Annotated in this window: 20 protein-coding genes, 1 pseudogene and 2 CRISPR repeat arrays; of the genes and pseudogenes, 13 read left to right on the forward strand and 8 right to left on the reverse strand. The window is 41.7% G+C overall.

What is annotated here, in order from left to right:
• The first annotated feature begins 385 nt into the window (after positions 1-385).
• Positions 386-1,080: direct repeats of the CRISPR family, unit length 37 nt; unit sequence GTTTCCAAACCCAATTACCCCGCAAGGGGACTGAAAC.
• 61 nt (positions 1,081-1,141) lie between these two features.
• On the reverse strand, positions 1,142-2,089 hold the full coding sequence (locus H6G79_RS33885) for a WYL domain-containing protein (RefSeq protein WP_190594920.1): 948 nt from the start codon (positions 2,087-2,089) through the stop codon (positions 1,142-1,144).
• Positions 2,090-2,867: 778 nt separating this feature from the next.
• Between H6G79_RS33885 and cas3 the strand changes: the two genes are divergently transcribed.
• The 12 genes and pseudogenes from cas3 to H6G79_RS33945 all read left to right on the forward strand — a co-directional run bounded on the left by cas3 (position 2,868) and on the right by H6G79_RS33945 (position 18,180).
• A complete protein-coding gene (gene cas3 / locus H6G79_RS33890; protein ID WP_190594919.1) occupies positions 2,868-5,003 on the forward strand; it encodes a type I-D CRISPR-associated helicase Cas3' in 2,136 nt (711 codons plus the stop codon).
• Positions 5,004-5,039: 36 nt separating this feature from the next.
• Complete coding sequence (gene cas10d / locus H6G79_RS33895) at positions 5,040-7,991, forward strand: type I-D CRISPR-associated protein Cas10d/Csc3 (protein ID WP_190594918.1); 2,952 nt, start codon at positions 5,040-5,042, stop codon at positions 7,989-7,991.
• Positions 7,992-7,996: 5 nt separating this feature from the next.
• The gene (gene cas7d / locus H6G79_RS33900; protein WP_190594917.1) at positions 7,997-9,016 is read left to right on the forward strand and encodes a type I-D CRISPR-associated protein Cas7/Csc2; all 1,020 of its coding nucleotides are present in this window, start codon (positions 7,997-7,999) and stop codon (positions 9,014-9,016) included.
• A 180-nt stretch (positions 9,017-9,196) separates the two neighbouring features.
• Positions 9,197-9,919, forward strand: coding sequence for a type I-D CRISPR-associated protein Cas5/Csc1 (gene cas5d / locus H6G79_RS33905; protein WP_190594916.1), 723 nt, complete (start codon positions 9,197-9,199; stop codon positions 9,917-9,919).
• Complete coding sequence (cas6, locus tag H6G79_RS33910; protein ID WP_190594915.1) at positions 9,891-10,706, forward strand: CRISPR-associated endoribonuclease Cas6; 816 nt, start codon at positions 9,891-9,893, stop codon at positions 10,704-10,706. The genes cas5d and cas6 overlap by 29 nt, the downstream gene beginning before the upstream one ends.
• Positions 10,703-11,302 carry a CRISPR-associated protein Cas4 gene (gene cas4 / locus H6G79_RS33915; protein ID WP_190594914.1) on the forward strand — a complete coding sequence of 200 codons (600 nt, stop codon included), beginning with the start codon at positions 10,703-10,705 and terminating at the stop codon, positions 11,300-11,302. Before cas6 ends, cas4 begins: the two co-directional genes overlap by 4 nt.
• Before the next feature lie 54 nt (positions 11,303-11,356).
• Complete coding sequence (gene cas1d / locus H6G79_RS33920; protein WP_190594913.1) at positions 11,357-12,334, forward strand: type I-D CRISPR-associated endonuclease Cas1d; 978 nt, start codon at positions 11,357-11,359, stop codon at positions 12,332-12,334.
• Positions 12,331-12,624, forward strand: coding sequence for a CRISPR-associated endonuclease Cas2 (cas2, locus tag H6G79_RS33925; RefSeq protein ID WP_190594912.1), 294 nt, complete (start codon positions 12,331-12,333; stop codon positions 12,622-12,624). Before cas1d ends, cas2 begins: the two co-directional genes overlap by 4 nt.
• 224 nt (positions 12,625-12,848) lie before the next feature.
• Positions 12,849-14,369: a CRISPR direct-repeat array (repeat unit 37 nt; unit sequence GTTTCCAAACCTGATTACCCCGCAAGGGGACTGAAAC).
• Between the two features lie 97 nt (positions 14,370-14,466).
• Positions 14,467-15,150 carry a hypothetical protein gene (locus H6G79_RS33930; RefSeq protein ID WP_190594911.1) on the forward strand — a complete coding sequence of 228 codons (684 nt, stop codon included), beginning with the start codon at positions 14,467-14,469 and terminating at the stop codon, positions 15,148-15,150.
• 131 nt (positions 15,151-15,281) lie between these two features.
• Positions 15,282-15,908 (forward strand): annotated as a pseudogene (locus H6G79_RS33935) (Uma2 family endonuclease).
• A 153-nt stretch (positions 15,909-16,061) separates the two neighbouring features.
• A complete protein-coding gene (locus H6G79_RS33940) occupies positions 16,062-16,664 on the forward strand; it encodes a glutathione S-transferase N-terminal domain-containing protein (RefSeq protein WP_190594910.1) in 603 nt (200 codons plus the stop codon).
• Between the two features lie 226 nt (positions 16,665-16,890).
• Entirely contained in the window at positions 16,891-18,180 is a 1,290-nt protein-coding gene (locus H6G79_RS33945; protein ID WP_190594909.1) for a S41 family peptidase, read from the forward strand.
• Between the two features lie 162 nt (positions 18,181-18,342).
• Here H6G79_RS33945 and H6G79_RS33950 read toward each other — a convergent pair whose 3' ends face one another.
• Complete coding sequence (locus tag H6G79_RS33950) at positions 18,343-20,109, reverse strand: Rieske (2Fe-2S) protein (protein WP_190594908.1); 1,767 nt, start codon at positions 20,107-20,109, stop codon at positions 18,343-18,345.
• 267 nt (positions 20,110-20,376) lie between these two features.
• Between H6G79_RS33950 and H6G79_RS33955 the strand changes: the two genes are divergently transcribed.
• Positions 20,377-21,390, forward strand: a complete 1,014-nt coding sequence (locus H6G79_RS33955) for a transposase (protein ID WP_190594907.1) — start codon at positions 20,377-20,379, stop codon at positions 21,388-21,390.
• Between the two features lie 95 nt (positions 21,391-21,485).
• On the opposite strand, the gene H6G79_RS33960 is transcribed toward H6G79_RS33955, so the two are convergent.
• From H6G79_RS33960 to H6G79_RS33985, 6 genes are all read right to left on the reverse strand, one after another.
• Positions 21,486-21,923 carry a hypothetical protein gene (locus H6G79_RS33960; protein WP_190594906.1) on the reverse strand — a complete coding sequence of 146 codons (438 nt, stop codon included), beginning with the start codon at positions 21,921-21,923 and terminating at the stop codon, positions 21,486-21,488.
• 62 nt (positions 21,924-21,985) lie between these two features.
• A complete protein-coding gene (locus H6G79_RS33965) occupies positions 21,986-22,618 on the reverse strand; it encodes a toxin-antitoxin system YwqK family antitoxin (protein ID WP_190594905.1) in 633 nt (210 codons plus the stop codon).
• 134 nt (positions 22,619-22,752) lie between these two features.
• Positions 22,753-23,253, reverse strand: coding sequence for a hypothetical protein (locus H6G79_RS33970; protein ID WP_190594904.1), 501 nt, complete (start codon positions 23,251-23,253; stop codon positions 22,753-22,755).
• Between the two features lie 35 nt (positions 23,254-23,288).
• A complete protein-coding gene (locus tag H6G79_RS33975) occupies positions 23,289-24,347 on the reverse strand; it encodes a hypothetical protein (RefSeq protein ID WP_190594903.1) in 1,059 nt (352 codons plus the stop codon).
• Between the two features lie 16 nt (positions 24,348-24,363).
• A complete protein-coding gene (locus tag H6G79_RS33980; RefSeq protein WP_190446006.1) occupies positions 24,364-24,834 on the reverse strand; it encodes a hypothetical protein in 471 nt (156 codons plus the stop codon).
• 5 nt (positions 24,835-24,839) lie between these two features.
• On the reverse strand, positions 24,840-25,109 hold the full coding sequence (locus tag H6G79_RS33985) for a hypothetical protein (RefSeq protein WP_191049410.1): 270 nt from the start codon (positions 25,107-25,109) through the stop codon (positions 24,840-24,842).
• Positions 25,110-25,244 lie beyond the last annotated feature (135 nt).

Consider the following 25,244-nt stretch of genomic DNA (forward strand, 5'->3'; position numbering starts at 1 on the left):
ATCTTTTTTACGCAATTTTGCTCCAACTACAACAGAAATGGTTGATAAACTAATCTCAGTTGCACTCGACTTAATAAATCCTCAACATTTAAGAAACTGGTTTGCTAGTTGCTGCTACTGTACCTCATAACAGCCGTAGGTGCTGTATAGATAGTCATCTTATGATTGGGTAATCAGCTTGATGATTGTCGAGTCAAAGCGAGGTAAAAAACCCTGGGGACTCGTCAAAATCGCCAGAACCTTGACAACATAATAATTACAGCGTTTCAACAATTAGGGAAGTTGAGAATTAGTTGCAATAATAGCGGCTGAAATCGACTCTTTTTTGAGGTTCGTCAAATCGCTTCCCAGGAAGCTTGCTCTGTAACAGTTTCAGCTTCGAGCAGTTTCCAAACCCAATTACCCCGCAAGGGGACTGAAACTTGTGATCGCATCTCTAACAACTCCATCACATAACGTTTCCAAACCCAATTACCCCGCAAGGGGACTGAAACTCCAAGCTCCTCATCTTTCCCTTTAGGGTCGATTAGTTTCCAAACCCAATTACCCCGCAAGGGGACTGAAACATGAGTTGTTCTATGCGATCGCTGAACCTCAGTACAGTTTCCAAACCCAATTACCCCGCAAGGGGACTGAAACTCGTCCCGGACGATTGCTATATAATCCTCATCAAGAGTTTCCAAACCCAATTACCCCGCAAGGGGACTGAAACACGCCATACGCTCTTGCGGCAACCTGTAGCGCCGATGGGTTTCCAAACCCAATTACCCCGCAAGGGGACTGAAACAACACGGTTTTTCAAGGTAACAAGACTTGGTGTGAGTTTCCAAACCCAATTACCCCGCAAGGGGACTGAAACACCCTTTGTCCGGGGGTTGGGTATTCCTCGTATCTGGGTTTCCAAACCCAACTACCCCGCAAGGGGACTGAAACTTACGCTGTAAAGAAACTAAGATTTTAGGCTTATTTGGTTTCCAAACCCAACTACCCCGCAAGGGGACTGAAACTCAGAGAGACTGATATTAATGACTTAGAAAAATTAAGTTTCCAAAGACCATTACCCCTAACGGGGGCTGAAACAAATATAGAAAAGTGTTAATCTTCATTTAGAGTACTGAAGGATGGAAACAGCGTTCTACTTTTATTCAATAGAATAGTTTTCATAAGCTTTTTTATGAGCATTTTTAATTTGTTTAGCTATCCAAGGTGGATCTAAAACAGTAGCACTAGCACCATATTGTAATATTCGTTGGTGAAACCAGAATATATAGTCTTCTTGAGTCAGAATATCAACGTAGGCTGTGTTTTCTGGGGATGAGATAATTTTTTCATGAGGTCGGCGAGGTTTATAGGTAGCTAAAGCACCTGTTAGCCGATAGGTGACATCTATAGTAGGAAATTTAGTGTAAGTCCAAGGTGTATAAGAGGCTGCACCAACTCGGACAAGGCGATCTATTCTAAAAGCACAATTCTGTTCAACATTGGGTTTAGTGGAAATATTCCAGCTATGCCAATCGGGAACTAAGCCAAATAAATATAATGAACCATTGTGTAATCTTAGTTCTGATTTGTCTAAATCCCAGTTTCTCTCTTCTCCCTTAGTGTTACGATACCAAATAACGAAACGGCGTTTTTGTTGTAAGCGTTGTTGTAACTGGCGCAAAATCTCATCTAAATTATCTTGGCTATAGTCAGCAGGTGGATGAAAGTCTACTGCAAGATTGGAAGTGATAGCTTTATTGAAATTTCCAATCCGGTAAATTTGGCTGGCTTGAGTCGAAAAACCCATGTCTGCAAGTAATTCAGCTGCCATTGCTAAGGCTTGTCGCTGTTCTGTTGACAAAATGACTGGAAAGGCTGATTCTACCAACTCATAAGGACGATTAGGAGCGATTTTAATTTCAAAACCACAATCCTTAAGTTTACTAATTGTACGTGCTACTTTCTGAGATAAGTCTCCTGAAATGAAACCGCGATCGCCTAATGCAATGCTCAATTCTGCTTTCTTGTGTGGCTTTTGTGCCAGTAGTTTCAATATTTCTAACGCAAAACCTAATTGGTTAGAATTGTTATCGCTTCTATAATCCATTTATACTTAGAAAATTTTAGACTTTAAATATAGCATCTGCAACTAAGTAATAGTCGAGTCTAGTTGAGTAAAATCTAAAATCTAAAAACTAGATATTTGTAGATTATGAATAAAAGATTTTGGCGTTGCTGATGGAGATCAGCATAAAATCCACAGAGGATGGAATAAATTTGAGTGTACAGATGGTTCCATACTTTCTGCTTACCATAATGGCTCTCAAAGATATTGTTTGACCTTCACTCCTCATAGCTTCTTAGAACCTGCTACTTAAAAGCTAATAAATTACAATACCGTTGCCAAAATAAGAGCCTACAAAAATTTTGGCAAAAAACTGGCAAAATTACCCATACATAAACCTTTTGCTAACAAGGTGGCTTGGAGTGTCAGAGCCTATATACTGTGGGCAATATACTAAAAAATACCTTGCGGGAAACCTGAAAGGTATTTTTAGAACTGATTGTTTTTGCCCAGTTTCAGAGGAATCAGAGTTTGTACATCCAATCACCCTCGTAAATTGGCAAAGGTATTGAAATTAAGTCAATCTTTGACGACGACTATCAATTATAGCTACATAAACTTAGCGGCGCTTTTCGGACTTATGATAATACTCCAGGTTGCGAAAGTATGCTCTGTTCGTGTAGTCCCAAGATTCTATTTCAATGCAAAATTACATATTGAAGGTAATTCTACTTTCCAATAGAGGAGATATAGTCATTTTTTGATTACATCTACTTTTGCATAGGTAGTAAAGTAGTCGAAAGTTAACACTGAACCTACTGTGAAAATCAAATTACTACCCCTGTATTCCCAACTAAATCCGGGAGTTGGGGCTTGTCTTCTTGGTTGTACGCAGGTTTGCCAAGTAAAAAAGCAAGCGCCGGACTTTGGGGAAGGCTCTAACTGTCCTCTATCTTCTCATCAAGCAGAAACTTATGCAGCAATTCTCAACGGAGAATGTGAAGTTATATTTAATACTTCAGCCACAGGTGATGGTAAATCTCTAGCGGCTTATTTGGCTGCATTACTCAATCCTTGGTTGCGAGTGCTGGGACTGTACCCAACTATTGAATTGGTGACAGACCAACAAAAGCAAGTTTTTCGCTACCACGAATATTTTAATCCAGAAGGAGTAAGTTTGATAGATACTCTCTACGGGGCGGAGTTAGCGCGGCGAGTAGAGTTAGCCCAGAAGGGTAACAAATTCAAGGAATTAATGCTGACATTTAAGCAGAAATACGTTATCTTGACTAATCCCGACATTTTCCATTTAATCACACATCTACGATATTTCAACCCCGCCTATGGTAAAGCGGAGTTACTGATTCCTTTGGCTATTAACATTAATTTATACATCGCTGATGAGTTTCACATTTTTGGTGTGCATCAAGAAGCCGCAATTCTCAACAGTATGCTTTTAATTCGTCATAATCGCCCAAAAAAGCGCCCTATGCGGTTTCTGTTTACTTCCGCTACTCCCAAGCCTGAGTTTATGAAGATTCTCAGAACGGCGGGTTTTAAGGTGAAGGAAGTTTCAGGAAATTACATCAGTCAACCTCAGTCTGGGTTTCGGCAAATATGCCAAGCTGTTAATTTGGAGTTTGTGCAGTTAGATCAAGATACTGACTCTTTGACTTGGCTGACTCAACAAGCCGAAAATATCCGCATTCTTTTACAAGCCCAGGGAAAAGGACGAGGTTTAATTATTCTCAACTCTGTGGCGCTTGTTAGTCGTGCTGTGCGTCAACTACAAAATTTATTCCCTGATGAGGTTATTAGGGTCAGGGAAGTTAGCGGGAGAATTGACCGTCAGGAAAGGGCGGTAACTCAAGCAGATTTAGAAAAAGCTTCTCAACCTGTGCTGGTGGTGGGAACTTCTGCTGTAGATGTGGGTGTGGATTTTAAGATTCATCTGCTGATTTTTGAGGCGAGTGATTCTGCTACTTTTATTCAACGCTTAGGTCGTCTCGGTCGCCATGCTGGGTTTTCGGCTTACCAAGCATTTGTCCTGTTACCTAGTCGTAGTCCTTGGATTATGGCACGTTTACGAGAAAAGTTAACAGGGATTGAAGAATGCGATCGCCAACAATTCCGCGACATCATTACCGAAGCCTTCGACGCACCCAAAGAATTTGAACAATACCGTAAATATTGGGGCGCACTCCAAGCGCAAGGAATGTTAATTAGCTTGAGTCCCAAAAAAGAAGGGGTGATGCAACAGCTACAAGCTAGTATTTCCGAGGATTTGCGACTGGTTTATGGAGAACAGTTAGATAAAAAACGCGGACATTGGTTTAATTTAGGAAACGACCCAACCGAAGTAGGCGAAGCTGTACAAGAAGAACTCCTCAGATTTCGTGGTGGTTCCGATTTGCAAGCAGCAGTTTGGGATGAAGGACGCTTCTATACCTACGATTTACTCAGACTGCTACCCTACGCCGAAGTAGAAATCATTAACAGAGAAGAATTTCTGCAAGCAGCCCAACAAGCCAACCATCCACATACAGAATTTCCCGAAAAATATATTCAAGTCTACTTAAAAATTCAACGCTGGTCTGATGAAAGATTCCATATTACCTTGGAATGCGATCGCGGTACAGATGAACTCCGACGCAAACAATGCACCCTTTCCCTCATCGACAAACTCAGCATCACCGGACACCCCCAAGCAGAAGTAAGTCGCTGTCTGCGTAAACAAAAACTCCTCACCTTCTTAGTCCAAGTCAACCGCACCCCAGACAATAGCCACTGGGACATCAGCCACACCCTACACCTCAACCCCACCTTCGGACTCTACCGACTCCGGGACGCTGAAGAACAAACATACGCCTGCGCCTTCAATCAAGACGCACTCCTCCTAGAAGCCCTCAAATGGCGAATCCCCAAATGCGATCGCACCGACCCCTACATCATCTAACCTCCTCAGCGCCCCTCCGCGTTTTAACCCCCATCTATGCACACACTACTACAAACCCTACTCATAGAAACCCTCCCATCCCACACCGACCCCATCCTCCAAACCTTCATCCAAACAACCCTCCCCGCAATGGAAAGAGAATTTGGACTAATCACCGCAATGGGAGGGTCACAACAAACCCATTATCAGACACTCACTAAACAAGGCGATCGCTTCGCAGACGAAAACGCTAAACGCTATGCTGCAAAACCAGACCAAAGCCTATTAGTTCATGTCCTCAACGGACTATTAACAGCATGGAACCTCAGCACCCATTTACCCAAACACTTACAACTCCAAGACGTTGAAAAACGCCTGTTGTGTTTAGGCTTAACCCTACACGACTACAACAAATATGTGCGGGGAAAAGGCGAAGAACAACCACCACCAAAAGCGCATGAAGTTGAAGAAATTATCAACTTATGCCAGCGATTGGGCGAAATACTGGATTTCAGCTTATTTTGGCATGAATGGCGAGAATATTTACTAGAAATTGCCTACTTAGCCCAAAATACCCAATTCAACGTCGATAGTAACCCGATTCTTTCCAACTGGGAAACAGGCGATCGCGCATTCACCATAGATGTGAGTCGCTTAAACTATATTCTACGCCATCTCTTAGCCTTTGGAGATGTAGCGGTTCACATGGGCGACCCCGCAGAGATTGTGACAACAACAAAAGGCGATCGCTTGCGAGATCATCTAGATTTACTCAGTATCCGCAAAAAATTGGTTTACCATCGTCTGCGAGATAGTCGCGGTTTAGTTACCAACCAAATTCATAACGCTGTCGTTAGTTTCGCCCGTAGACTTGCATGGGAACCGATTCTTTATTTTGCTCAAGGTGCAGTATATCTTGCCCCGACTGATTTAGTCACCCCTGACTTAGCAGATATCCAAACGGCTGTTTGGGACAGTTTGATTAGGGGGGACGAAGACAAACCAGGACTAGCACAATATTTCCAAAGCGGTGATGTGGGATTTGTCCGCGATGGTAAGGGGATGAAAATCGCTCCCCAAACATTAGAATTATTCACCCCGGCTGACTTAATTCGCCTACTTCCCAGCGTAGTACAAATCAAAGTCGCCAATGTTAAATCCCCAGCCACACCCAAGCGTTTAGAGAAGCTACAGCTAACGGATGCTGAGAGAACGTTTTTATCGCAAGGTGCAGATATCCGCGCTGATAGATTAGCAGAGTTGATTATCTTGGCACAGAGAGAATTTTTTGAAGGTAGCCAAGACTACATACCTTGGATGCTGTCAGCTTTGGGATTGCAGAATCAGATAACACCAGAACAAACACAGGTGCAATCTGGCGGTGTCAATTACGGCTGGTATCAAGCCGCAGCCCATTATATAGCGGCTCATGCAACCTTAGATGAGCAACAGTTAAAAGACTTTTTAGGAGGATTAAGCGATCGCCTCGCCACTTGGGCGGAACAAAATCACCTACTCAAAGAAACCAGCAGCCCTACCCATGAGGCTTTTATCAACTATTTAGCCCAATATTTGGAAGTTTACCCATCTACTCACCAACCAACCCAGTTTGAGAATGAACTTGATACATATTCCTTAGCAAAAGTCAATAATCAACCCATTTGTTCTTTAAGCGCGGGTGATCCTGATGCTGAGGATCAACTAGATGCCGTTGTCCTGTTCAAACCGCAACAATACAGCAACAAAAACGCCTTGGGAGGAGGACGGATAAAAAGAGGTATTTCCAAAATCTGGTCGTTAGAAATGCTGATGCGTCAAGCTTTCTGGACTGGTGCATCAGGAAAACTAGAAGAACAACAGCCTGTATTCTTATACATCTTCCCGGCTTACGTCTACTCACCCCAAGTTGCAGTTGCAGTGCGGCGACTGGTAAAAGAACTCAAACGTGTCAACCTATGGAAAGTTTGCAAGCATTGGCTAGATGGGGGAATGCAATATAGCGGACTGCAAACTTTGCCTTGGCGAAATGAGGACGAAGCCGAAGCTGGCAGATATGGGGATAGTTACTCTTATACAGACTTGCCATTTATGGCAATGACTTATACAACTACAAGGGGGAAAACCACTACAGATGCTTGGGTAGAACCGAGTTATTTAGCCTTGGCTTTGCCTATACTTCTGGGCGTGAAAGTCGTTGCCACCAGCAGTCCAGATCCTCTTTACGCCAGCGACCAAGAGTTTGTAGAGTCTGCCAAACTGGATGGCCCCGCCGGATTTTGGCACATCTTAGGTATAAGTCAGAACCTAAGATTACAGGACTTATCACTAGCATTAGAACGACTACTAATAGCTTACAGCATCCATTTAGAATGTCGCAGTTCACCACCGGACGCACGTTGGCAAGCCTTGAATGGTACAGCCAGGGATTTAGTTACCGATGTATTAAATGTATTTGCGATCGCCAATGAAGGATTCCGCGAAAGTAAACGAGAACCAAGTCAAGAAGATGTCAAACGTATTTGGAAATATGCCCAAATCTGGATAAAAGGAGATGTAAATATGCCTGAAAAGCTCAAGTTAATTGAACGGTTAGTAGAAGAATATCGGCAATTTTATCAAGTTAATATCGGTGACTCTAGCCATGCAGTTTTATTACCACTTTCCAAAGCTTTGGAAGTAATATTGACAGTTCCCGAACAGATAGAACGAGAAGACATTATTCTTCAAGCTGCGGGACAACTCAACGATGCTATAGAACGGCAAGAAGCTTATAAACGACCATTTTTAATGGATAAATCTGTTGATGTGCCTACTCGCAAAGCCCAGGAATTAGCCGCAATTCATAAATTTATGACCACCTGTGTGGATGACTTATTTATGGGACTTTATCGAGGCGATCGCGCATTACTCCAAGAAAACCGCAACCGGATTAAATCTGGTGCTGAGTTCGCTTATCGTTGGTTAGCTTTACAAGAAAAACAAACACAAAAAACACAATCACAAGGATAAAATCAATGAGCATTCTTAACAGCATTAAACCTCAATTTGCCTCAGCCTTCCCCCGTTTAGCATCTGGTAAATATGTCCACTTTTTAATGGTGCGTCACAGTCAATCTTTTCCCGTCTTCCAAACAGATGGAGTTCTCAATACAGCACGCACTCAAGCCGGAATAGACACAAAAGAAGCTATCAGCCGCTTAGTGATGTTTAAGCGTAAGCAAGTAAGTCCTGAGCGATTAGTTGGTAGGGAGCTTTTACGCTCATTGAATCTCATACACTCAGAAGACAAGAAAGCTGAAAACTTTTGTAGATATGGTGCAGAACAGTTTTGCGGGAAATGTCCAGACTGTGTAATCTATGGTTTTGCTGTTGGTGATAGTGGTTCAGAACGCTCAAAAGTTTACTCTGATTCTGCTTTTTCTCTCAGTGCATATCAAGAATCTCACAAGAGTTTTACTTTTAATTCTTTGAGTGAATCAGGAACAATGATGTTAGATTATGATGACCCTAAAAGGAGCGACAGTAATAAAGTACGTTCATCAATTAATGAGTTGGATCATGTATTACCAGAAATTACCTTCCCCACAGTAGAAACTCTCCGTGACCCCACGTATGAAGGCTTTTTGTACGTATTAGGTAACTTAATGCGAACCCGTCGTTACGGCGCACAAGAATCACGCACTGGGACAATGGCAAATCATATCATTGGCATTGCTTTATGTGATGGGGAGATATTCAGTAATTTGCATTTCACCCAATCTCTATATGATGCTTTAAAACCAGATATCAATGCCCCAATTGCTGACATAATTAACAAAGCAACAGAAGTGGTAACTAATTTACTCAACCAAGAACCAATCCGTAAAACTCAGGTGATTACTGGTACTCAATTAAATAGTTTGTTGACAGAAGTTGCAGAAATTTATCAAGATGAAACTCGCCTGCGGGATACACTGACAAGCCTGTATCAGCAAACGAAAAGCTACGCAGAAACTTATGGTGCGATCGCTGGGAAAAAAGGCAAAGGTAAATAAGGGTGTAGGGGTTTGATTAACCTGACTTTTCACGTAGAAAAGCTAACGGGAGACCTAACCCCCCAGCCCCCTTCCCTACTAGGGAAGGGGGAGAAAATAAAGCCTCTCTCCTTTTAGGGAAGAGGTTTGTGGAGAGGGGTTAACCTACACCAGTCAACAATCAACCGTCAACTGTCAACCATGATCATTTACGAATGCAAATTAACCCTCCACGATAATGTATTTTTTGCGACTCGTGAAATGGGTATTCTTTATGAAACAGAAAAATATCTGCATAATTGGGCATTGAGCTATGCTTTATTTGAAGCAGAATACATTCCTAGACCGTATCGACTTAAGGGTGCGATCGCCCAAAAGCCTAGTTATTTAGATGAGACTCAAGAGCAAAATCTGCTACATCTCAACCATGCAGGAATATATGTTTTTCCTGGCTTACCTGTTGTTTGGTCTTATCAAGTAAATACCTTTAAAGCAGCACAAGTTGCCTATTATGGTAAGTCTGTGCAATTTGGTGGTGAAGGTGCAAAACGCAATTATCCAATTAACTATGGTCGCGCTAAAGAATTAGCAGTGGGTAGCGAATATAAAACTTACATTTTTGCTTCTCAAACTATCAAAATTCCCCATTGGATTAGGTTAGGTAAATGGTCTTCCAAAGTGCAAGTTGAAGCAACAGAAATTACTGACTTAAAACAGCGTTCTGGAGAATATATCAGCAAGCATCCTTTAAATCCTTTAGATTTACCAACATCATCCAAGCTGTTACTTTATAACCGTATTGTGATGCCACCTGTGAGTTTAATTAGTCAGGCACAACTTGCTGGCGACTATTGGGAACTACCTGATAAAACTTGTTTACCTGTTGGAGTAAGCTATGGATGCAGCAGTGTTATCACCTCCTAAATCTGCTAATTTATATGCTGTGGTGATTGAGCTGGGTGCAGCTTCGCAGCAACCTGTTCCTGTAAGTTTGGGAAGGGCGCTTCACGCTCAATTTATGGACTGGTTGACTTTAGCAGACCCCCAAACAGCAGATATTATTCACCACGCTCAAATATCACCATTTAGTCTTTCAGGATTGATTGGCTACCGTCGTCAGATCAAGACGAAATTAGGAGACAATTTTATTTTTCGCATCTGTTTGTTAGATGGGAATTTGATTGATTTACTATTGCAGGGCTTAGACAAATGGGATAATCAACCTCTCTATCTGGGAAATTGTCCTTTTGTTATTCGCAATAGTTATACTTTGCCAGGTACTCATCCCTTAGCTGATACCTCGGATTACGCCAAGCTTGCAAATATAGATCCAGTTTCTGATGAAATTACCCTCAAATTTCTCTCTCCTACAAGTTTTAAGCAGAAACAAGAAGTACAGCCATTTCCTTTACCAGAATTAGTCTTTAATAATTTATTGCGGCGATGGAATTTTTTCGCTCCTCAAGAAATACGATTGCCATCTGTAGAGTGGAAAGCTGTAGTTTCTGGATATGAACTGAAAACCTTCGCTTTACAACTAGAAGTTGGTGGAGAAATTGGAGCTGAAGGTTGGGTAAGGTACCGATTTAATGATAATGAACAAGCAAAAATTGCGACAGTTTTAGCTCATTTTGCCCATTTTGCTGGAGTAGGTCGGAAAACAACAATGGGAATGGGACAAACATCAATTCAAAATTCAAAATTGAGATGACTGAGGACTATTTACCCCTGGCGTATCTCAACGCTTGGGAATATTGCCCACGCAGATTTTACCTGGAATACGTGCTGGGTGAAATGGAAGATAACGAACACATTATTTTAGGCAGACACATCCACCGCAACATCAATGAAGAAACTACGTTTCAAGAAGGCGAAACACTGATTCATCAACAGCAATGGGTTTGGAGCGATCGCTTGAAAGTTGCCGGGATCATCGATGCTGTAGAAGAATGCGACGGACAACTTGTACCTGTGGAATATAAAAAAGGCAAGATGGCACAGCATCTTAATGACCATTTTCAACTTTGTGCGGCAGCTTTGTGTTTGGAAGAACGCACCGGGCGCAATATTGCTTATGGCGATATTTTTTATCATGCTAACCGCCGCAGACAGACAGTGGCATTTACCCCACAATTAAGACAAATGACTGAGCAGGCGATCGCTCTTGCTCAACTTGCTGCTAATAAGGCTATGCCTGCTCCGATTAGTCATCCTAAAAAATGCCTTTCATGCAGTCTCCAAGGAATTTGTCTACCTGTTGAAGTTAAACAATTACAAAACTTACAAGCTGCTGAAACTGATGGTTGAATCAGTGCAAGTTCATTAACAAATTTTATTCACTACTAATTACACACCTTTGATATGTCAGTTCTTTACGTTACCCAACCTGATGCTGTTTTGAGCAAGAACTATGAAGCTTTTAATATAGCTTTAAAGCAAGAAGATGGTTCTTGGAAAAAACAAAGTATTCCAGCACAAACTGTAGAGCAAGTAGTCCTTATGGGCAATCCTCAAGTTACAGGAGATGCTCTTGTTTACGCCTTAGAATTAGGAATGCCTGTTCACTACCTTTCGCACTTTGGTAAATATTTGGGTTCGGCACTCCCTGGTTACTCGCGTAACGGACAATTGCGATTAGCACAGTATCAACTATATAACGATCCGGCTCGGCGTTTAGAATTAGTCAAAGCAATTGTGGCAGCTAAAATTCACAATCAGTATCAAGTTTTATATCGAAATAATGAACGAAATAATCCTCTTAAAGAACGTAAAAACCAAGTTAAGAACCAAAAAACCATCGATCAAGTAAGAGGGATTGAAGGTTTAGCTGCACGAGAATATTTTGCTTGTTGGCCAAGTATGGTTGGAAAACAATGGACTTTTAATGGCAGAAATCGCCGTCCACCTACCGACCCAGTAAATTCGCTGCTCAGTTTTGCTTATGGTTTGCTGCGTGTTCAGGTAACAGCTGCGGTTCACGTTGCTGGGCTAGACCCATATATTGGATACTTACACGAAATTCATCACGGTCAGCCATCAATGGTGTTAGATTTAATGGAAGAATTTCGCGCTTTGATAGCTGACAATGTGGTGTTAACAGTATTGCATAAACGCGAAATACAACCACAAGATTTTTCTGAAAGCTTGGGTGCTTATCGCTTAAAAGAAGCTGCCCGAAAATCTTTTTTGCAAGCATTTGAGCGTAAGATGAATGACGAATTCAAACATCCTGTTTTTGAATACCGATGCACTTATCGTCGGGCAATCGAACTTCAAGCCCGCTTGCTCAGTCGGCATTTGCAAGAAGGTATTCCTTATAAAGCTCTTGCTTTGCGATGACTACCTTGTTCTATCTAATTATTTATGATCTGCCAGATAACAAAGCAGCTAACAAACGTCGCACTCGTTTACACAAATTGTTGTCTGGCTATGGTAAATGGACTCAATACAGTGTATTCGAGTGCTTCTTAACAAACGTTCAATTTGCTACACTACAGACCAAAATAGAAAAATTAGTCAAGCCAGAAGAAGATGCTGTACGAATATACGTGCTTGATGCAGGTGCAGTGAGAAGAACCATCACGTATGGTTCGGAAATTCCTCGACAAGAGCAAACAATCGTCTTATGATAGATGAAGGTATCGACTTGATGATTGTCGAGTCAAAGCGGGGTCAAAAACCCTGGAGACTCGTCAAAATCGCCAGAACCTTGACAAAATAATAGTTATAGCGTTTCATAAAATGGGAAAGCTGCAAATAATTTGCAATAAGAGAGGCTGAAAATGACCAAAATTTTCGACTCGTCAAATCGCTTCCCAGGAGGCTTGCCCTGTAATAGTTTCAGAACCGGGCGGTTTCCAAACCTGATTACCCCGCAAGGGGACTGAAACTATATTATATGTTCATTGTAGCATTGTTTCTGTCGGGTTTCCAAACCTGATTACCCCGCAAGGGGACTGAAACATTTAGAAGACCAACTTCTAAAATCTCTAACTTATTGTTTCCAAACCTGATTACCCCGCAAGGGGACTGAAACACTGAAATCATGCTTTCACTATCCGAACTAAAAAGTTTCCAAACCTGATTACCCCGCAAGGGGACTGAAACAATTCCACAGGAGATCCGTTCATCAACACGGTATAATGTTTCCAAACCTGATTACCCCGCAAGGGAACTGAAACTTTATTTCACCAAGTGTATCTGGTCTGTGGCAGACAGTTTCCAAACCTGATTACCCCGCAAGGGGACTGAAACTCTACTATTGGTGTCAAATCTAGAACTTGATTCTTCAAGTTTCCAAACCTGATTACCCCGCAAGGGGACTGAAACTTAAATGGATTTCCTCTAGCAGTTCCAACAAAGAAGGAAGTTTCCAAACCTGATTACCCCGCAAGGGGACTGAAACAAACTATATTCTTTAATGACTCAAAATTATGTAGTTTTTGGTTTCCAAACCTGATTACCCCGCAAGGGGACTGAAACTGCCAACCGTCCCTTAATAAACTTCTCTTCTACAGTGTTTCCAAACCTGATTACCCCGCAAGGGGACTGAAACCTCCCCAACCCACAGAAGAACAAGCATGGGAAGCTGCCGAGTTTCCAAACCTGATTACCCCGCAAGGGGACTGAAACATATAATCACATTAGCCCAAACAGGTGTATTACTCAGGTTTCCAAACCTGATTACCCCGCAAGGGGACTGAAACCTGGTTGTCTTGTCACCCGCTCCCGCGCCAACCATCAAAAGTTTCCAAACCTGATTACCCCGCAAGGGGACTGAAACCAGATATTTGGCAATCAGGTCAGCGTATGGCTGATTGTTTCCAAACCTGATTACCCCGCAAGGGGACTGAAACGCAACTACAGAACATTGTTCAGCACAATTAGCTTTATGTTTCCAAACCTGATTACCCCGCAAGGGGACTGAAACGATGGTAAAGATTCCGCTAAAAAATCGAGGGCAGAGTTTCCAAACCTGATTACCCCGCAAGGGGACTGAAACATTCAATTGGATCGGGATTAAACACGATTGGAACTGCTGGTGGTTTCCAAACCTGATTACCCCGCAAGGGGACTGAAACGCGCAGCCCAAAGCCAACGACAAGCGATCGCGCAAGGTTTCCAAACCTGATTACCCCGCAAGGGGACTGAAACAAAAGTCTTGTCTACCAAATAAAACAGATTACTGGCAAGTTTCCAAACCTGATTACCCCGCAAGGGGACTGAAACCTTGAGCGTGATGCCAGAACCGGAGTAGAAGAAGGTTTCCAAACCTGATTACCCCGCAAGGGGACTGAAACCACTCACGATGCTCTCTCCACTTCTATTGGTTGACGGGTTTCCAAACCTGATTACCCCTGCTAAACTCAGCGATCACTTAATTCACCTTCCTCCATCGCCCGTCCCAAACTTTTCCCAAAGGGGGATGAAATCACCTAAAATATTCAACATTCTTTGACTCCCATCAAACGATGCCCAGAGCAGCCACAGCCCCCAAGCGCAAGCCTAGAGCCAAACCAACCCCAAAGAACTCACTTCCAACATGGGCAGATGACACTGAATTAGTGGGGTTAGTGTTTGATTTGGAGGCAACAGCAACGGCTTCTCTTTACTCGCAGTACACGATAGGACTCCACGCTTGGTTTCTCGACCAAGTGCGACAAGTTCACCCCGATTTATCTGCCTACCTCCACGATGGCGAATCAGAAAAAGCCTTCAGTATCTCAGCACTGGAAGGTCAACTGTTCCCTAGCGGCAAGCAACTGAAACTAGTCGCTAACCAAATCTATCACTGGCATATCAATGCGCTATCTCAACGAGTGGCATTGTTTCTCAAGCAGTGGTTAATCAACTTACCAAAGATTATCGATTTGAGAGGCGCATCCCTAAATTCAGCTACAGCCGAGCAGTTGATTACTGATATGCTGGCTCAACGGATTGAAGAACTGACGGAAATATTCACTGAGCAGCGAAAACGCAGGGGGGGCGATCGTACCGATAGAATTGCTGTGACGTGGGCGACTGTACTTGCCCGTCGAGAGCATGGGGATTCTTTGGCGGCGATCGCTCTGGACTTGGAAATGAAACCTGAGACTGTGAAGACTTATGTCAAGCTGGCTCGAAAAGCTCTGAAGGGGACTGATGAGAATCCTTAGTAGTTGGCAGATCAGGGCTTGGTGCAAGGCGATGGGGTGTATTAGTCACTGAGAAAGCATTACAAGTTTTGCCAAATCTTTCTCCAGTTACAGATAATAGTGTTAGGGCTAATTATTTAAGAGGTCTAATTGTGGTCTTTGCGGAAACTAGCTCCTCAGACATGGTAACAACTCGCCTGACATTAGACGAGTATCGGGCAATGGAACAAACCAGCCCAGAACGCCATGAATACCGCAATGGAGAGATTATTACTATGTCGGGAGGTTCAGAAGCCCATAGTGCGTAGACGCGAAGCGGCTTGTCGTCAGACATCGCCAGTAACTTATTAATTTATTTGGGTTTTTTGCTCAGAGATACTGATTTTCGGTTGTATAATAGTGACTTGCGCGTTTGGATTGAGGAATATCAGTGTGGGACTTATACCGATTTGATGGTTGTGCAAGGTTCCCCAGAATTCAACAATGAGCGCAATGATGAAATTGTTAATCCTTTACTCATAGTCGAAGTTCTTTCGCCCTCGACTGAAGCTTATGATTGAGGTGATAAGTTTAGAAAATATCGCTCCTTAGAGAGCTTTTGTGAATATTTGCTGGTAAGCCAAACAGAACCTTACATCGAGCAGTATTACAACCAAGAGCGTAACAGCAACGATCGCTGACTATTGCAAGTTCACTCGGATCTTGAGCGATCTATCTTCCTACACAGTTTAAATGTAGAAATTCCGCTAACGGAAATTTATCGTCGAATTAATTTTTGAGAGTGGCTTTTTAGAAGTGTGAATGTCAGCAAGAGCATATTTTACTTTCTGACTTTTTTAGCATTGTTATTATCTCTCTATCGGTCAATATCCTAATCACTTAATCAAAGCTAGACTACCCTCGGAAATTACAAACATTCTAGGGTAAAGCAGATGATTGATCTCTATACTTTCACTACGCCTAATGGACGCAAAGCTTCTGTCATGTTGGAAGAAGTTGAATTGCCCTATAATGTTCACAAAATTGATATTACTAAACAACAGCAATTTACTCCTGAATATGTTGCCATCAATCCTAATAGTAAAATTCCTGCTATTGTTGACCAAGAGACTGGAATTACAGTTTTTGAATCGGGTGCAATTCTGATTTATCTAGCCCAAAAAACAGGCAAACTCTTACCAACTGATCAAAAAAGCTATTTTCAAGTTCTAGAATGGCTGATGTTTCAAATGGGAGGAGTAGGGCCAATGTTTGGGCAACTTAACCACTTTAAACGATTTGCACCCGAAAAGATTCCTTATGCCATCGAACGTTACGAAAAAGAAACTTTACGGATTTATGGTGTTCTAGATAAACAACTGCAAGATAATGAATTTATCTGTGGTGACTATTCTATTGCTGATGTAGCAACTTATCCTTGGGTAGCAATTTATGAGTTTCAAGGTTTATCACTGGATAATTACCCTCATCTCCAACGCTGGGTGAACATAGTGCAGCAACGTCCGGCTGTGCAACGCGGAATGCAAGTTCCTTAAATACAGATTGACCAAGATGAATCTATATTGGTTGGCGAGATAGCATTTATCAAGAAATCATTTACTATGCCAACTATAAATAAAATTAGCAGCAACGTTTACACAAAAATACTATCCATTTTTCAGTATGAATGATGGAAATAACTCTGTTTGATTAGTTTAATTGAAATAAACAAATTAGGAATTTCATAATTTGTTATAAACCTATCAATTCAAAAAAGTAAAAATGAAAATATTTCGACCTTTTTATTTTAAGCACTTAATTAGAATATCGCTAATAAGTATTTCTGTTTTGCTTTTAATATGGTTGATTTCTCCACTTTTACCAATACTAGCCTCATCAGAAACTCAACTTTTTGAACAAGTTTGGCGAACAGTCAACGATAACTTTTATGATCCAAAATTTAATGGAGTAGATTGGCAAGCTATTAAAAAACAATATCAACCTCAAATAAGCAAAGCTAAGTCAAAAAAAGATGTTGCTGTTGTCCTTAATCAAATGTTGGCTCAACTGAAATCTTCTCATACTCGGCTATACACTCAAGATGAGCCTGCTTACTATCAGCTTTTAGGGATTTTTGTACCAGGCAGCCCAGAACTTAAAAAGCAATTAAAACAGTTTTTTCCAAAAGGTAAAGTTGAATATACTGATATCGGCTTGTTTACCAAAGATATCAATGGCAGAAGATTTGTTAGTTCTATTATTGATGACAGCCCGGCGGCAAAAGCTGGTTTCAAGCCAGGAGACCAAATTTTAGGTGTTGATGGTTCTCCATACCAGTCCATAAATTCTTTTGCTGCTAAAGCAGGACAAACTGTCAAAGTATTAATCCAGCGTTCACCCGAATCAAGCAGCCAGCAAGAAATAGCTGTTATACCAAAAGTTTTTGATGCTAGTACGATGTTCTTACAAGCTCAAACAGCAAGCACCGAGTTAATTGAGCAAAGTGGTAAAAAAATTGGTTATGTCCATATTTGGTCAAACGCAGCAGATCCTTACGGGCAACAACTTCAAGATGAACTAATTTATGGTCATTTAAAAGATGCTGACTGTCTAATTTTGGATATCAGAGATGGATGGGGTGGCGGAGATGTTAGTTATCTCAACATTTTTACTGCCAAACACAATCTCAGCATTACAAGCATTCCCCGAAATCAACGTCGTTATACCTATAACTATCAATGGAAAAAACCTGTAGTTATGTTGGTGAATGAGGGCAGCCGTAGTAGTAAAGAAATTCTGGCATTTGGGTTTCAACAAAATCATATCGGCTCCGTGATTGGAACTCCAACAGCAGGAGCAGTACTCGCAGGTCGTCCTTATTTTATGCGCGATGGTAGTCTGCTTTATATTGCAGTTACAAATGTATTTGTAAATGGTAATCAAAGGCTAGAAGGCAAGGGTGTCACCCCAGATATTAATATTCCATTCCCCCTAGAATATGCTCAAGGCGCAGACCCACAAAAGCAAAAAGCTATAGAAGTTTTATTGCAAACACAATTTCCGCCAACCTAATCAACCACTCAAGATAGTTCTAGAAGGTTAAATTCATTAATTTGATGCTTGCTCACAACTGTGATGTTTAAACTATTGAGGTGAAGTAATTTCTAACAAAAAAGTGCTTTTTTAAGTGAAAGCACTTTTTTGTTAATAGTTTAACTTTTAGCTTTTCTTTATTTAACCTTCTTCCTCAAATAAGCGATCGCCTTGATGTAAGCGATGGGCAATTTGATAAGTTTGTTCTTGGGAGCGCATAGTGGGGGAATGTGCAGCTAAATATCGTGATGCAGCAACTAATATATGAATCCCTGCCTCAGTGTTCCCCAGCAGAGAATACTGACGAAAAGCAGCTTCTATTTCTTGGATAACATGAAAATCACGGTTTTCCCGCAGCATCATTTTCAAGAGTACTGCCATCAATTTTTCAGGGCTACCACCACTATATAAATAAGTAGTTACTAATTGCCCTGTTTGGTTTACTTGTTGTTGACGGTTTAATAAATCTGGTAGTTGAATTAATAATTCTTCAGGATTTTCTACAGTGTCTTTTGCTTGGGGCAGTCGTGCTGGTGGTACATTCAAAAACCGATTGAGATAGACACTCATCGCCGCATCAAACACTGCTTTGAGTAGTTCAACTGTTGGCACTCTTCGTAATGCTTGATGTACGGCATTAGCAAACGTAAATGGATGATGGGCCGAGTTCCAATCTCCAAAGTCATTATTGGTATTGAAACGAGCCACTCGCAATGCTGCGGCATAAGTGACGATGCTGGCTAATTGTTCTGGTGTACAACCTGATTGCAGTGCATCCAGGAGTGAATCAGCGATCGCTTGCGGATCTTCACCCAATAAAATTGAGACTAATTCATCCCCGTTTGACCAAGTTTCTTGCCGAGGTTTTCCTTGACTTAATACAGTAGGTAATTGCTCAAAAGCTAAGTCACAGATTGCCACCAAATCGACAGGGTAACGCCAAGAATTAGATTCTTCCATCCTATCGGCATTCGCTAAACCCGGAATTAGGCTAGGCAAAATCGATTCGGCTGCTTGCCAATCTACTGCATCAAGTGCCTCTAATGCTTTGTTGATGAAATCTAACGTATGCCCAACATCAAGATAACGGTGATCCGTCGCGGCACAAAACAGCATATCTGCAATTTGCTCCCTGTTTGCGCCACAAGCGAGCGCAGATACTAAACACCTTTGTGCTGCCTCAGTATCTCGCACCTGAATAAATTGTCGAAACCAGCTTTTGAGAGTTGCAAAATCAACTGTCGAGTTGGGTAATGGGTGAACAACAAATTCTGGTGGCGCACCAGCACTATCATTTGCTACTGCTGACAATCCGTGAAATAAAGCACAGGCTTTATCCTGAGCATCTAAATAAGGTAGTAGATTCATCATGCAAGTATGGATTGTCAAACCTGTACTCCAACCTGCTTTGTTATAACGAGTACCAAATTTCAGCCCTATGAGAAATGGTTCGGCCGGATTGGCTGACATGTTTAACAGTGCAATCGTTGATTTGGCTATGACTAGGGAAATGTTTTGCTCTAAACCATCTTGCAAACGTTGGCGGTGGTGGGAATCAAGATCAACAGTTGGTGCTAAATTTACCCACACTTCCCCATTACGAATTTCTACAGGAAAACAAGGAACATCATCTGCCCAGGAGTCAAACGTTCCACCGCTTGCGAGGTCAAAACGAGCATAATGCCAGGGGCAGGTAACAATCCCATCTTTGCAAGTACTGCCTTTCAACGGAAAACCCATGTGAGGGCAACGGTTGTCAATTGCATAAACTCTACCATTGAAGTAAAACAAAGCAATTGTCTGCTTTTGCTTGTGTACTACCAAGCTGCTTGCTGCTTGAACTTGAGCTAGTTGAGCAACATGAGTATAATTATCTACTTTGGTTGAGCCTTCAAATATTTGAGCCATTGAATTGCACACTGGTAAATGTCAAACCTTACTTCTACAGGACTTACGCAACTGGCACAGGCGATCGCTAAACTATAGTATTTGTGTACTATTACAAGTACCGCAACTAGCACGGGGCGATCACTAGTTCATAGTACTATTGTATTGATTAGCTGGGATTCCGAAAGCTTTGTCTAAGCATAAAAAGTCGCTGCAAAAGGAAACAAAGCATGAAATATTCATGATTAAATAGATAGAGATTGTATTAGATAAATGTTGCTTAGGGTAATGAGATTTACAAAAATTAATTACTGTCAATACTTATTAAGTAGTCAAATTAATTATACAATTACCAATTTGGCAGAGCATTTAGAGACTATTAGCCATGATGCAATTAACTATTATTTGAAAACCGAAAAGTTAACACCTCGGTTACTATGGGATAACGTGAAAGAAGTAGTTGAGCATGATGCGAATGGTTACATAATATTTGATGATAGCGTTTTAGATAAAAGGTATTCTGAAGAAATAGAAATAGTCAGAAAACAATATAGTGGTAATGAGCATGGTGTCCTCAAAGGAATTGGTGTAGTTAGCTGCGTGTATGTCAACCCTACTGTTCAAAAATTTTGGGTAATCGATTACCGCATTTTTAATCCTGATGTCGATGGTAAAACCAAGATAGACCATGTGAAAGACATGCTGCAAAACCTTGTATATCATAAGCTTTTACCATTTGATACTGTTTTGATGGACACATGGTATGCCGTACATAGTTTAATGCTTTATATTGATAGTCTAGAGAAAATTTATTATTGTCCTTTAAAAAATAATCGGTTAGTTGATGATACATTTGGACAAGAGAAATATAAACGGATTGAATTATTAGATTGGAGCAAAGACGAATTAGACTGTGGTAAAATAATCAAAATTAAAGGGTTCCCAGCTCATAAAAAAGTGAAACTTTTCCGGGTTACTGTTTCTACCAACAGAACGGATTATATTGCCACTAACGATTTATCTCAAAGTTCCACGGATGTTGTACAAGAGGTGTGTAAGATTCGTTGGAAAATCGAGGAGTTTCACAGGGAGATTAAACAATTAACTGGCATTGAATCTTGTCAATGTCGGAAAGCTAGACTCCAAAGAAATCATATTGCTTGTGCAATGTTAGTTTGGGTTAGGTTAAAGAGTTTAGCTTATCAAACTGGTCAAACCATTTATCAAATCAAACATAACTTGCTTGTCTTATATTTAATTCAACAACTGAAATGCCCAAATATTTCTATGTATTTGGTTTGATTTTAATTGCCGCGTGGCGGGACTACGCCCCAGCCGCTATTTGTGCCAGTTGTGTAAGTCCTGATCGATTCAGAGGGCAATTAGCTGGTTTGAGGTTAACCACACAAGTACATCGCTTTTACATCTGGAATTTCGTAATCACAGGCATTCGGTAAGACTAAACTTTGCCAATGGGAAACTGCGATCGCAAATGCAACCTGTACTAACAACATCGGAAAATGCAACCGTCGCTGCTGTACCCAAACCATCCAGCTATAGGGGAATAACACAAAAGCACTATGAGCATAGATTCCCAGCATTGGATTCCAGATTAATCGCGCCATCCCGACAATCCGCCCATGATTGTCCATTGGTAGCCCTGATGAAGCGTAAGGTTGCCCCAATGCTATGCCAAACAGCGATAGCAGTAAAATATTTACCCAAATAAGTGCCTTTGATTCCCACGGATGTAAAACATATGCAGAACGCGATCGATATAGCAAAAAGCAGTACCAAGGCAATAGTAAGCCAAAGAACCAAATGGAAATTTTCATAGAAATACATCAATTCAAGGTTGATAGACCAATAGTTGGAATTTATGACCAAATAAAAGCCCTCAGCAGCTATTCCAGACGGGTAATTCACCGTATTTCTTTACCATTTCCGCTTCTTTTTCTTTCCGTATATGTATGAGTTGATATTCTGGGCTGCCTTCGCTCAGGTATTCTTCCATCAGAACTTTCCCATCCAGTCCCCATTGCAGATGCTCCGTACAAAGTCCGAACGACCACACTTTGCGCTCCTGGATCTGGCCATCCTCATACCACCAAGTTTCAACACCGTGCTTGAAGGCTTGGTAAGTCGCTGGAGATTCATAATCATAAATGAGCCTTCCTTCGTCAGTCCATAACTTTCGATAACCAGGTAAACAGGTCGTGCTGGGGTATGTCTCCTCAGAGATCATCTGCCCATTCTCCGCCCATTGCCGAATGATCGATTGACGTGCAACATGGTCGTAATCCCCGTGACGGCTCATGATCTGGCCATTTTCATAGAATATTTCCAACAAGCCAGTATGGTAGCCCCTTTCATAATGTATTCGAGTATAAAGTTGACCGTCTTCATAGTTTTCAAAGGCCCACCCGGTAAATGGCAAACCGTCCTGAAGCAGGCAGTCACCCGCCTCATCATAACTGGCGCGATCGCTGTCCAAGTCGAGCATTTCCAATCCATCTTCGTCGTAGCGCATTCAGTCAAGTGATGTTAATGGAGTTCTCCCAAAAAACACATCTTAGAAATTAATGTAACTTTCTCAAAACTTATTTATAGCTTTATAGTTCAACAAACAGCAAAGGATTATACAAATGAAAAAGCATAAACTTGTTAGCGATATTTCTCCCTCAACTTGCTTAAGGTTTCTGCGGCAGTAAGGCGAATCATTTCATCCGCATAGTAGCTGTTGGGAATCGTCGTCGCCCTTTCCAAGGCATCTAGAACGGTTGGAGTCGGGTTATTTAATTGATTTAGGGCATCAATGACATTTAACGGGACACAGTATTCGGTACTGCAAATATGAGTTGCGATCGCATTTACCATTTCATCGTCTCCAAAGCCCAACGCACCACTCGCCGTTAGTACCTCATTCAGCACCCGAAAATCTAATGGTGCTTCAACATAGCGCAAAAAAGCATTGCGGGTGTCACAGCTACGATCGCCCCAAGAACTGAGAATTTGAGGACACAAAGAACAAATCGAAGGTTCTGGATCGTGAAAGAGTGTATATCGAATAACTTCTGCGTTCTCATCTGTCCAAGGTTCATCCCACAAATCCAACAGAAAAATATAGCGATCGCTCGGATCGATGGGTAAAGCGTTTACGTTCATCTACAAGCCAAAAATGCGAAGCAATTTTCTATAATTTAGGACATAAGCTTGATGGAGTTGAGCAGTTTAATTCGCCCTCCTTCCCATCCAGTAACCAGTTGATACTGATTGCCATGTATTGCCATTCGTAAGGTATCAGGTTGTTCTAGTTGAGCAGTTCTGAAGACGGCTAAAGCGCGTTCGCGTAGCGACTCCTTTGGAGTATCGCGAAAATCAGCATAATCCATACCGTCTGGATAAAGCGGATCGAAGACCATCCAGTCCAAACTTAAATCAAATTCCTGAATTGGCATATCCCCTACTATCCAAAGAAATTCAGCCTCATCAACGCATCGTTTCAAATTAGGATAAGTGCCCATTAGTTGGGAATAGACGCTCTCAGGTATTTCGCAATTGAGCAATCCGACAGCATCAAGTTCCTGAAGCAATTTTGTGCGACAGGGTTCTACTAAGTTGGGTTGATATAGGTGCCCTTGATTGGCAAAAAACTGCATATAATCCGCAGCGATTATTTCTAATTTTCGGAGAACGCTAGGGACGAACCCAGTTACCTCAGCCCAGCCAAACCGTAAATCCCACTCGTCTTCTGACAAAAGCTGTACACTTAAAGGAAAGTTTAACTCCCCTGCTTTAATCTGTTGAGTGACTTGAATTATTTTGTTAATGCTACTTTGCGGGATATAGTGACCGCAACCATCCCAACCCGCAAAGTTTGGACTTACATACCAGAAAGGTTCAGTGGGTGGATATCCTGTTCGTTGCTGATATCGCTCGATTTCTTGCTGGAATTCTGATTCTGCGGTCGCCACATCATATTCAAAAATTGACCTAAGCCGGAAATAAATAGCTCCATTACCGAATTCCTGCCCACTTACAAACGCCTGATGTAATTGATTATGGATGCTCTCAACTCGCGTTGAACCGGACTCAAAGACAAAATCCTCACCTGGTTCTGCCAAGGGTAATAAAAATTCGATGATGTTTTGGTAATATCCTTCAGATGTAAAGCGCAATTCGTTATCTTTTGCCAAGACGACGAGGGGGTAATCATCAATTAACAATCGCTGATAGATTTTCCAGCCTGGGTATTCCATCAGTTCGCTCTTTTTATCACGAGTTACCGGTGGTTTCTTTGTCGTTTTCTAAAGGGGTAATTGCTTGTTGACCCTGCCACTTTCTCTGCCACATTTTCTCCACTTCTCCTCCTGGGAATCTATCCCTTCCCCGCTCACCATCAAACATGGCTGTTACATCAACGCTCACAAACTCAATTCGCCTTGCTGGCGAGTAATCCCGCAGGTATATTTCGTTACTAATGCGGTAAAGCAAATCATCTAACCAGGCTTCATCTTGAAAGACAGAGCGATTTACCATACCAGAAACGACCCACGCGCGATCGCCAACCTCTCGAAACCAAAGAAATCCCAAGTCCGGAAATGGCGCAAATGCATCGGATACAGATCCCTTTGGCTGAGTGAGGGGATCGGTTAATCGACAGACCCAATCAGAATCTGCACCATAGCAGGCTATTTCAATTTTAGAATTATCATCCAAAAATTCTACCGCAATTTTTCTCATCATCCATTTCACCGTCTCAATTTTAGTAAAAAATAATATTGTTCTAGGCAATATTTGAGATATTCAGCACTAGGCAATGAAGGATCGGTGCTGAGGTCTTCCAGTTCCTCTAGCAACCCCAGCGCACCCCAATCTACCAAAATATCCCAATTCATCGGCAAACTGTCATAGCAAGATGCCCAGGTCACTAATTCTAGGTATGTTGGAGAATATTTATTTTGAGATGTTGTTTCGCGTATAAACGGATTGCGATTGACACTTAGTGGAACTGCTGTCATCAGTTTAATCTGCTTGTTATCCGGGGCGTGAGTAGCAACGGAACAGAAAACCGGGATAAGAAAAAAATCTTGAAAAATCAGCCAATCAGCCATGTATATACATGATAGAGTAAGACATCATGTATAACTTAGGAC

The sequence above is a fragment of the Anabaena sp. FACHB-83 genome (genome assembly GCF_014697485.1).
In the GTDB taxonomy this organism is placed as follows: Bacteria; Cyanobacteriota; Cyanobacteriia; order Cyanobacteriales; family Nostocaceae; genus Nostoc_B.

What these genes read in the sequence shown, in the direction of transcription:
- cas7d (WP_190594917.1), top strand. Translation starts at nt 7,997, where the DNA reads ATGAGCATTCTTAACAGCATTAAACCTCAATTTGCCTCAGCCTTCCCC.
- cas5d (WP_190594916.1), top strand. Translation starts at nt 9,197, where the DNA reads ATGATCATTTACGAATGCAAATTAACCCTCCACGATAATGTATTTTTT.
- H6G79_RS33975 (WP_190594903.1), bottom strand. Translation starts at nt 24,347, where the DNA reads ATGGAATACCCAGGCTGGAAAATCTATCAGCGATTGTTAATTGATGAT.
- cas1d (WP_190594913.1), top strand. Translation starts at nt 11,357, where the DNA reads ATGTCAGTTCTTTACGTTACCCAACCTGATGCTGTTTTGAGCAAGAAC.
- H6G79_RS33980 (WP_190446006.1), bottom strand. Translation starts at nt 24,834, where the DNA reads ATGATGAGAAAAATTGCGGTAGAATTTTTGGATGATAATTCTAAAATT.
- cas4 (WP_190594914.1), top strand. Translation starts at nt 10,703, where the DNA reads ATGACTGAGGACTATTTACCCCTGGCGTATCTCAACGCTTGGGAATAT.
- H6G79_RS33945 (WP_190594909.1), top strand. Translation starts at nt 16,891, where the DNA reads ATGAAAATATTTCGACCTTTTTATTTTAAGCACTTAATTAGAATATCG.
- H6G79_RS33940 (WP_190594910.1), top strand. Translation starts at nt 16,062, where the DNA reads ATGATTGATCTCTATACTTTCACTACGCCTAATGGACGCAAAGCTTCT.
- H6G79_RS33930 (WP_190594911.1), top strand. Translation starts at nt 14,467, where the DNA reads ATGCCCAGAGCAGCCACAGCCCCCAAGCGCAAGCCTAGAGCCAAACCA.
- H6G79_RS33965 (WP_190594905.1), bottom strand. Translation starts at nt 22,618, where the DNA reads ATGCGCTACGACGAAGATGGATTGGAAATGCTCGACTTGGACAGCGAT.
- cas10d (WP_190594918.1), top strand. Translation starts at nt 5,040, where the DNA reads ATGCACACACTACTACAAACCCTACTCATAGAAACCCTCCCATCCCAC.
- H6G79_RS33950 (WP_190594908.1), bottom strand. Translation starts at nt 20,109, where the DNA reads ATGGCTCAAATATTTGAAGGCTCAACCAAAGTAGATAATTATACTCAT.
- H6G79_RS33960 (WP_190594906.1), bottom strand. Translation starts at nt 21,923, where the DNA reads ATGAAAATTTCCATTTGGTTCTTTGGCTTACTATTGCCTTGGTACTGC.
- H6G79_RS33985 (WP_191049410.1), bottom strand. Translation starts at nt 25,109, where the DNA reads ATGACAGCAGTTCCACTAAGTGTCAATCGCAATCCGTTTATACGCGAA.
- H6G79_RS33955 (WP_190594907.1), top strand. Translation starts at nt 20,377, where the DNA reads ATGAGATTTACAAAAATTAATTACTGTCAATACTTATTAAGTAGTCAA.
- H6G79_RS33885 (WP_190594920.1), bottom strand. Translation starts at nt 2,089, where the DNA reads ATGGATTATAGAAGCGATAACAATTCTAACCAATTAGGTTTTGCGTTA.
- cas2 (WP_190594912.1), top strand. Translation starts at nt 12,331, where the DNA reads ATGACTACCTTGTTCTATCTAATTATTTATGATCTGCCAGATAACAAA.
- H6G79_RS33970 (WP_190594904.1), bottom strand. Translation starts at nt 23,253, where the DNA reads ATGAACGTAAACGCTTTACCCATCGATCCGAGCGATCGCTATATTTTT.
- cas6 (WP_190594915.1), top strand. Translation starts at nt 9,891, where the DNA reads ATGGATGCAGCAGTGTTATCACCTCCTAAATCTGCTAATTTATATGCT.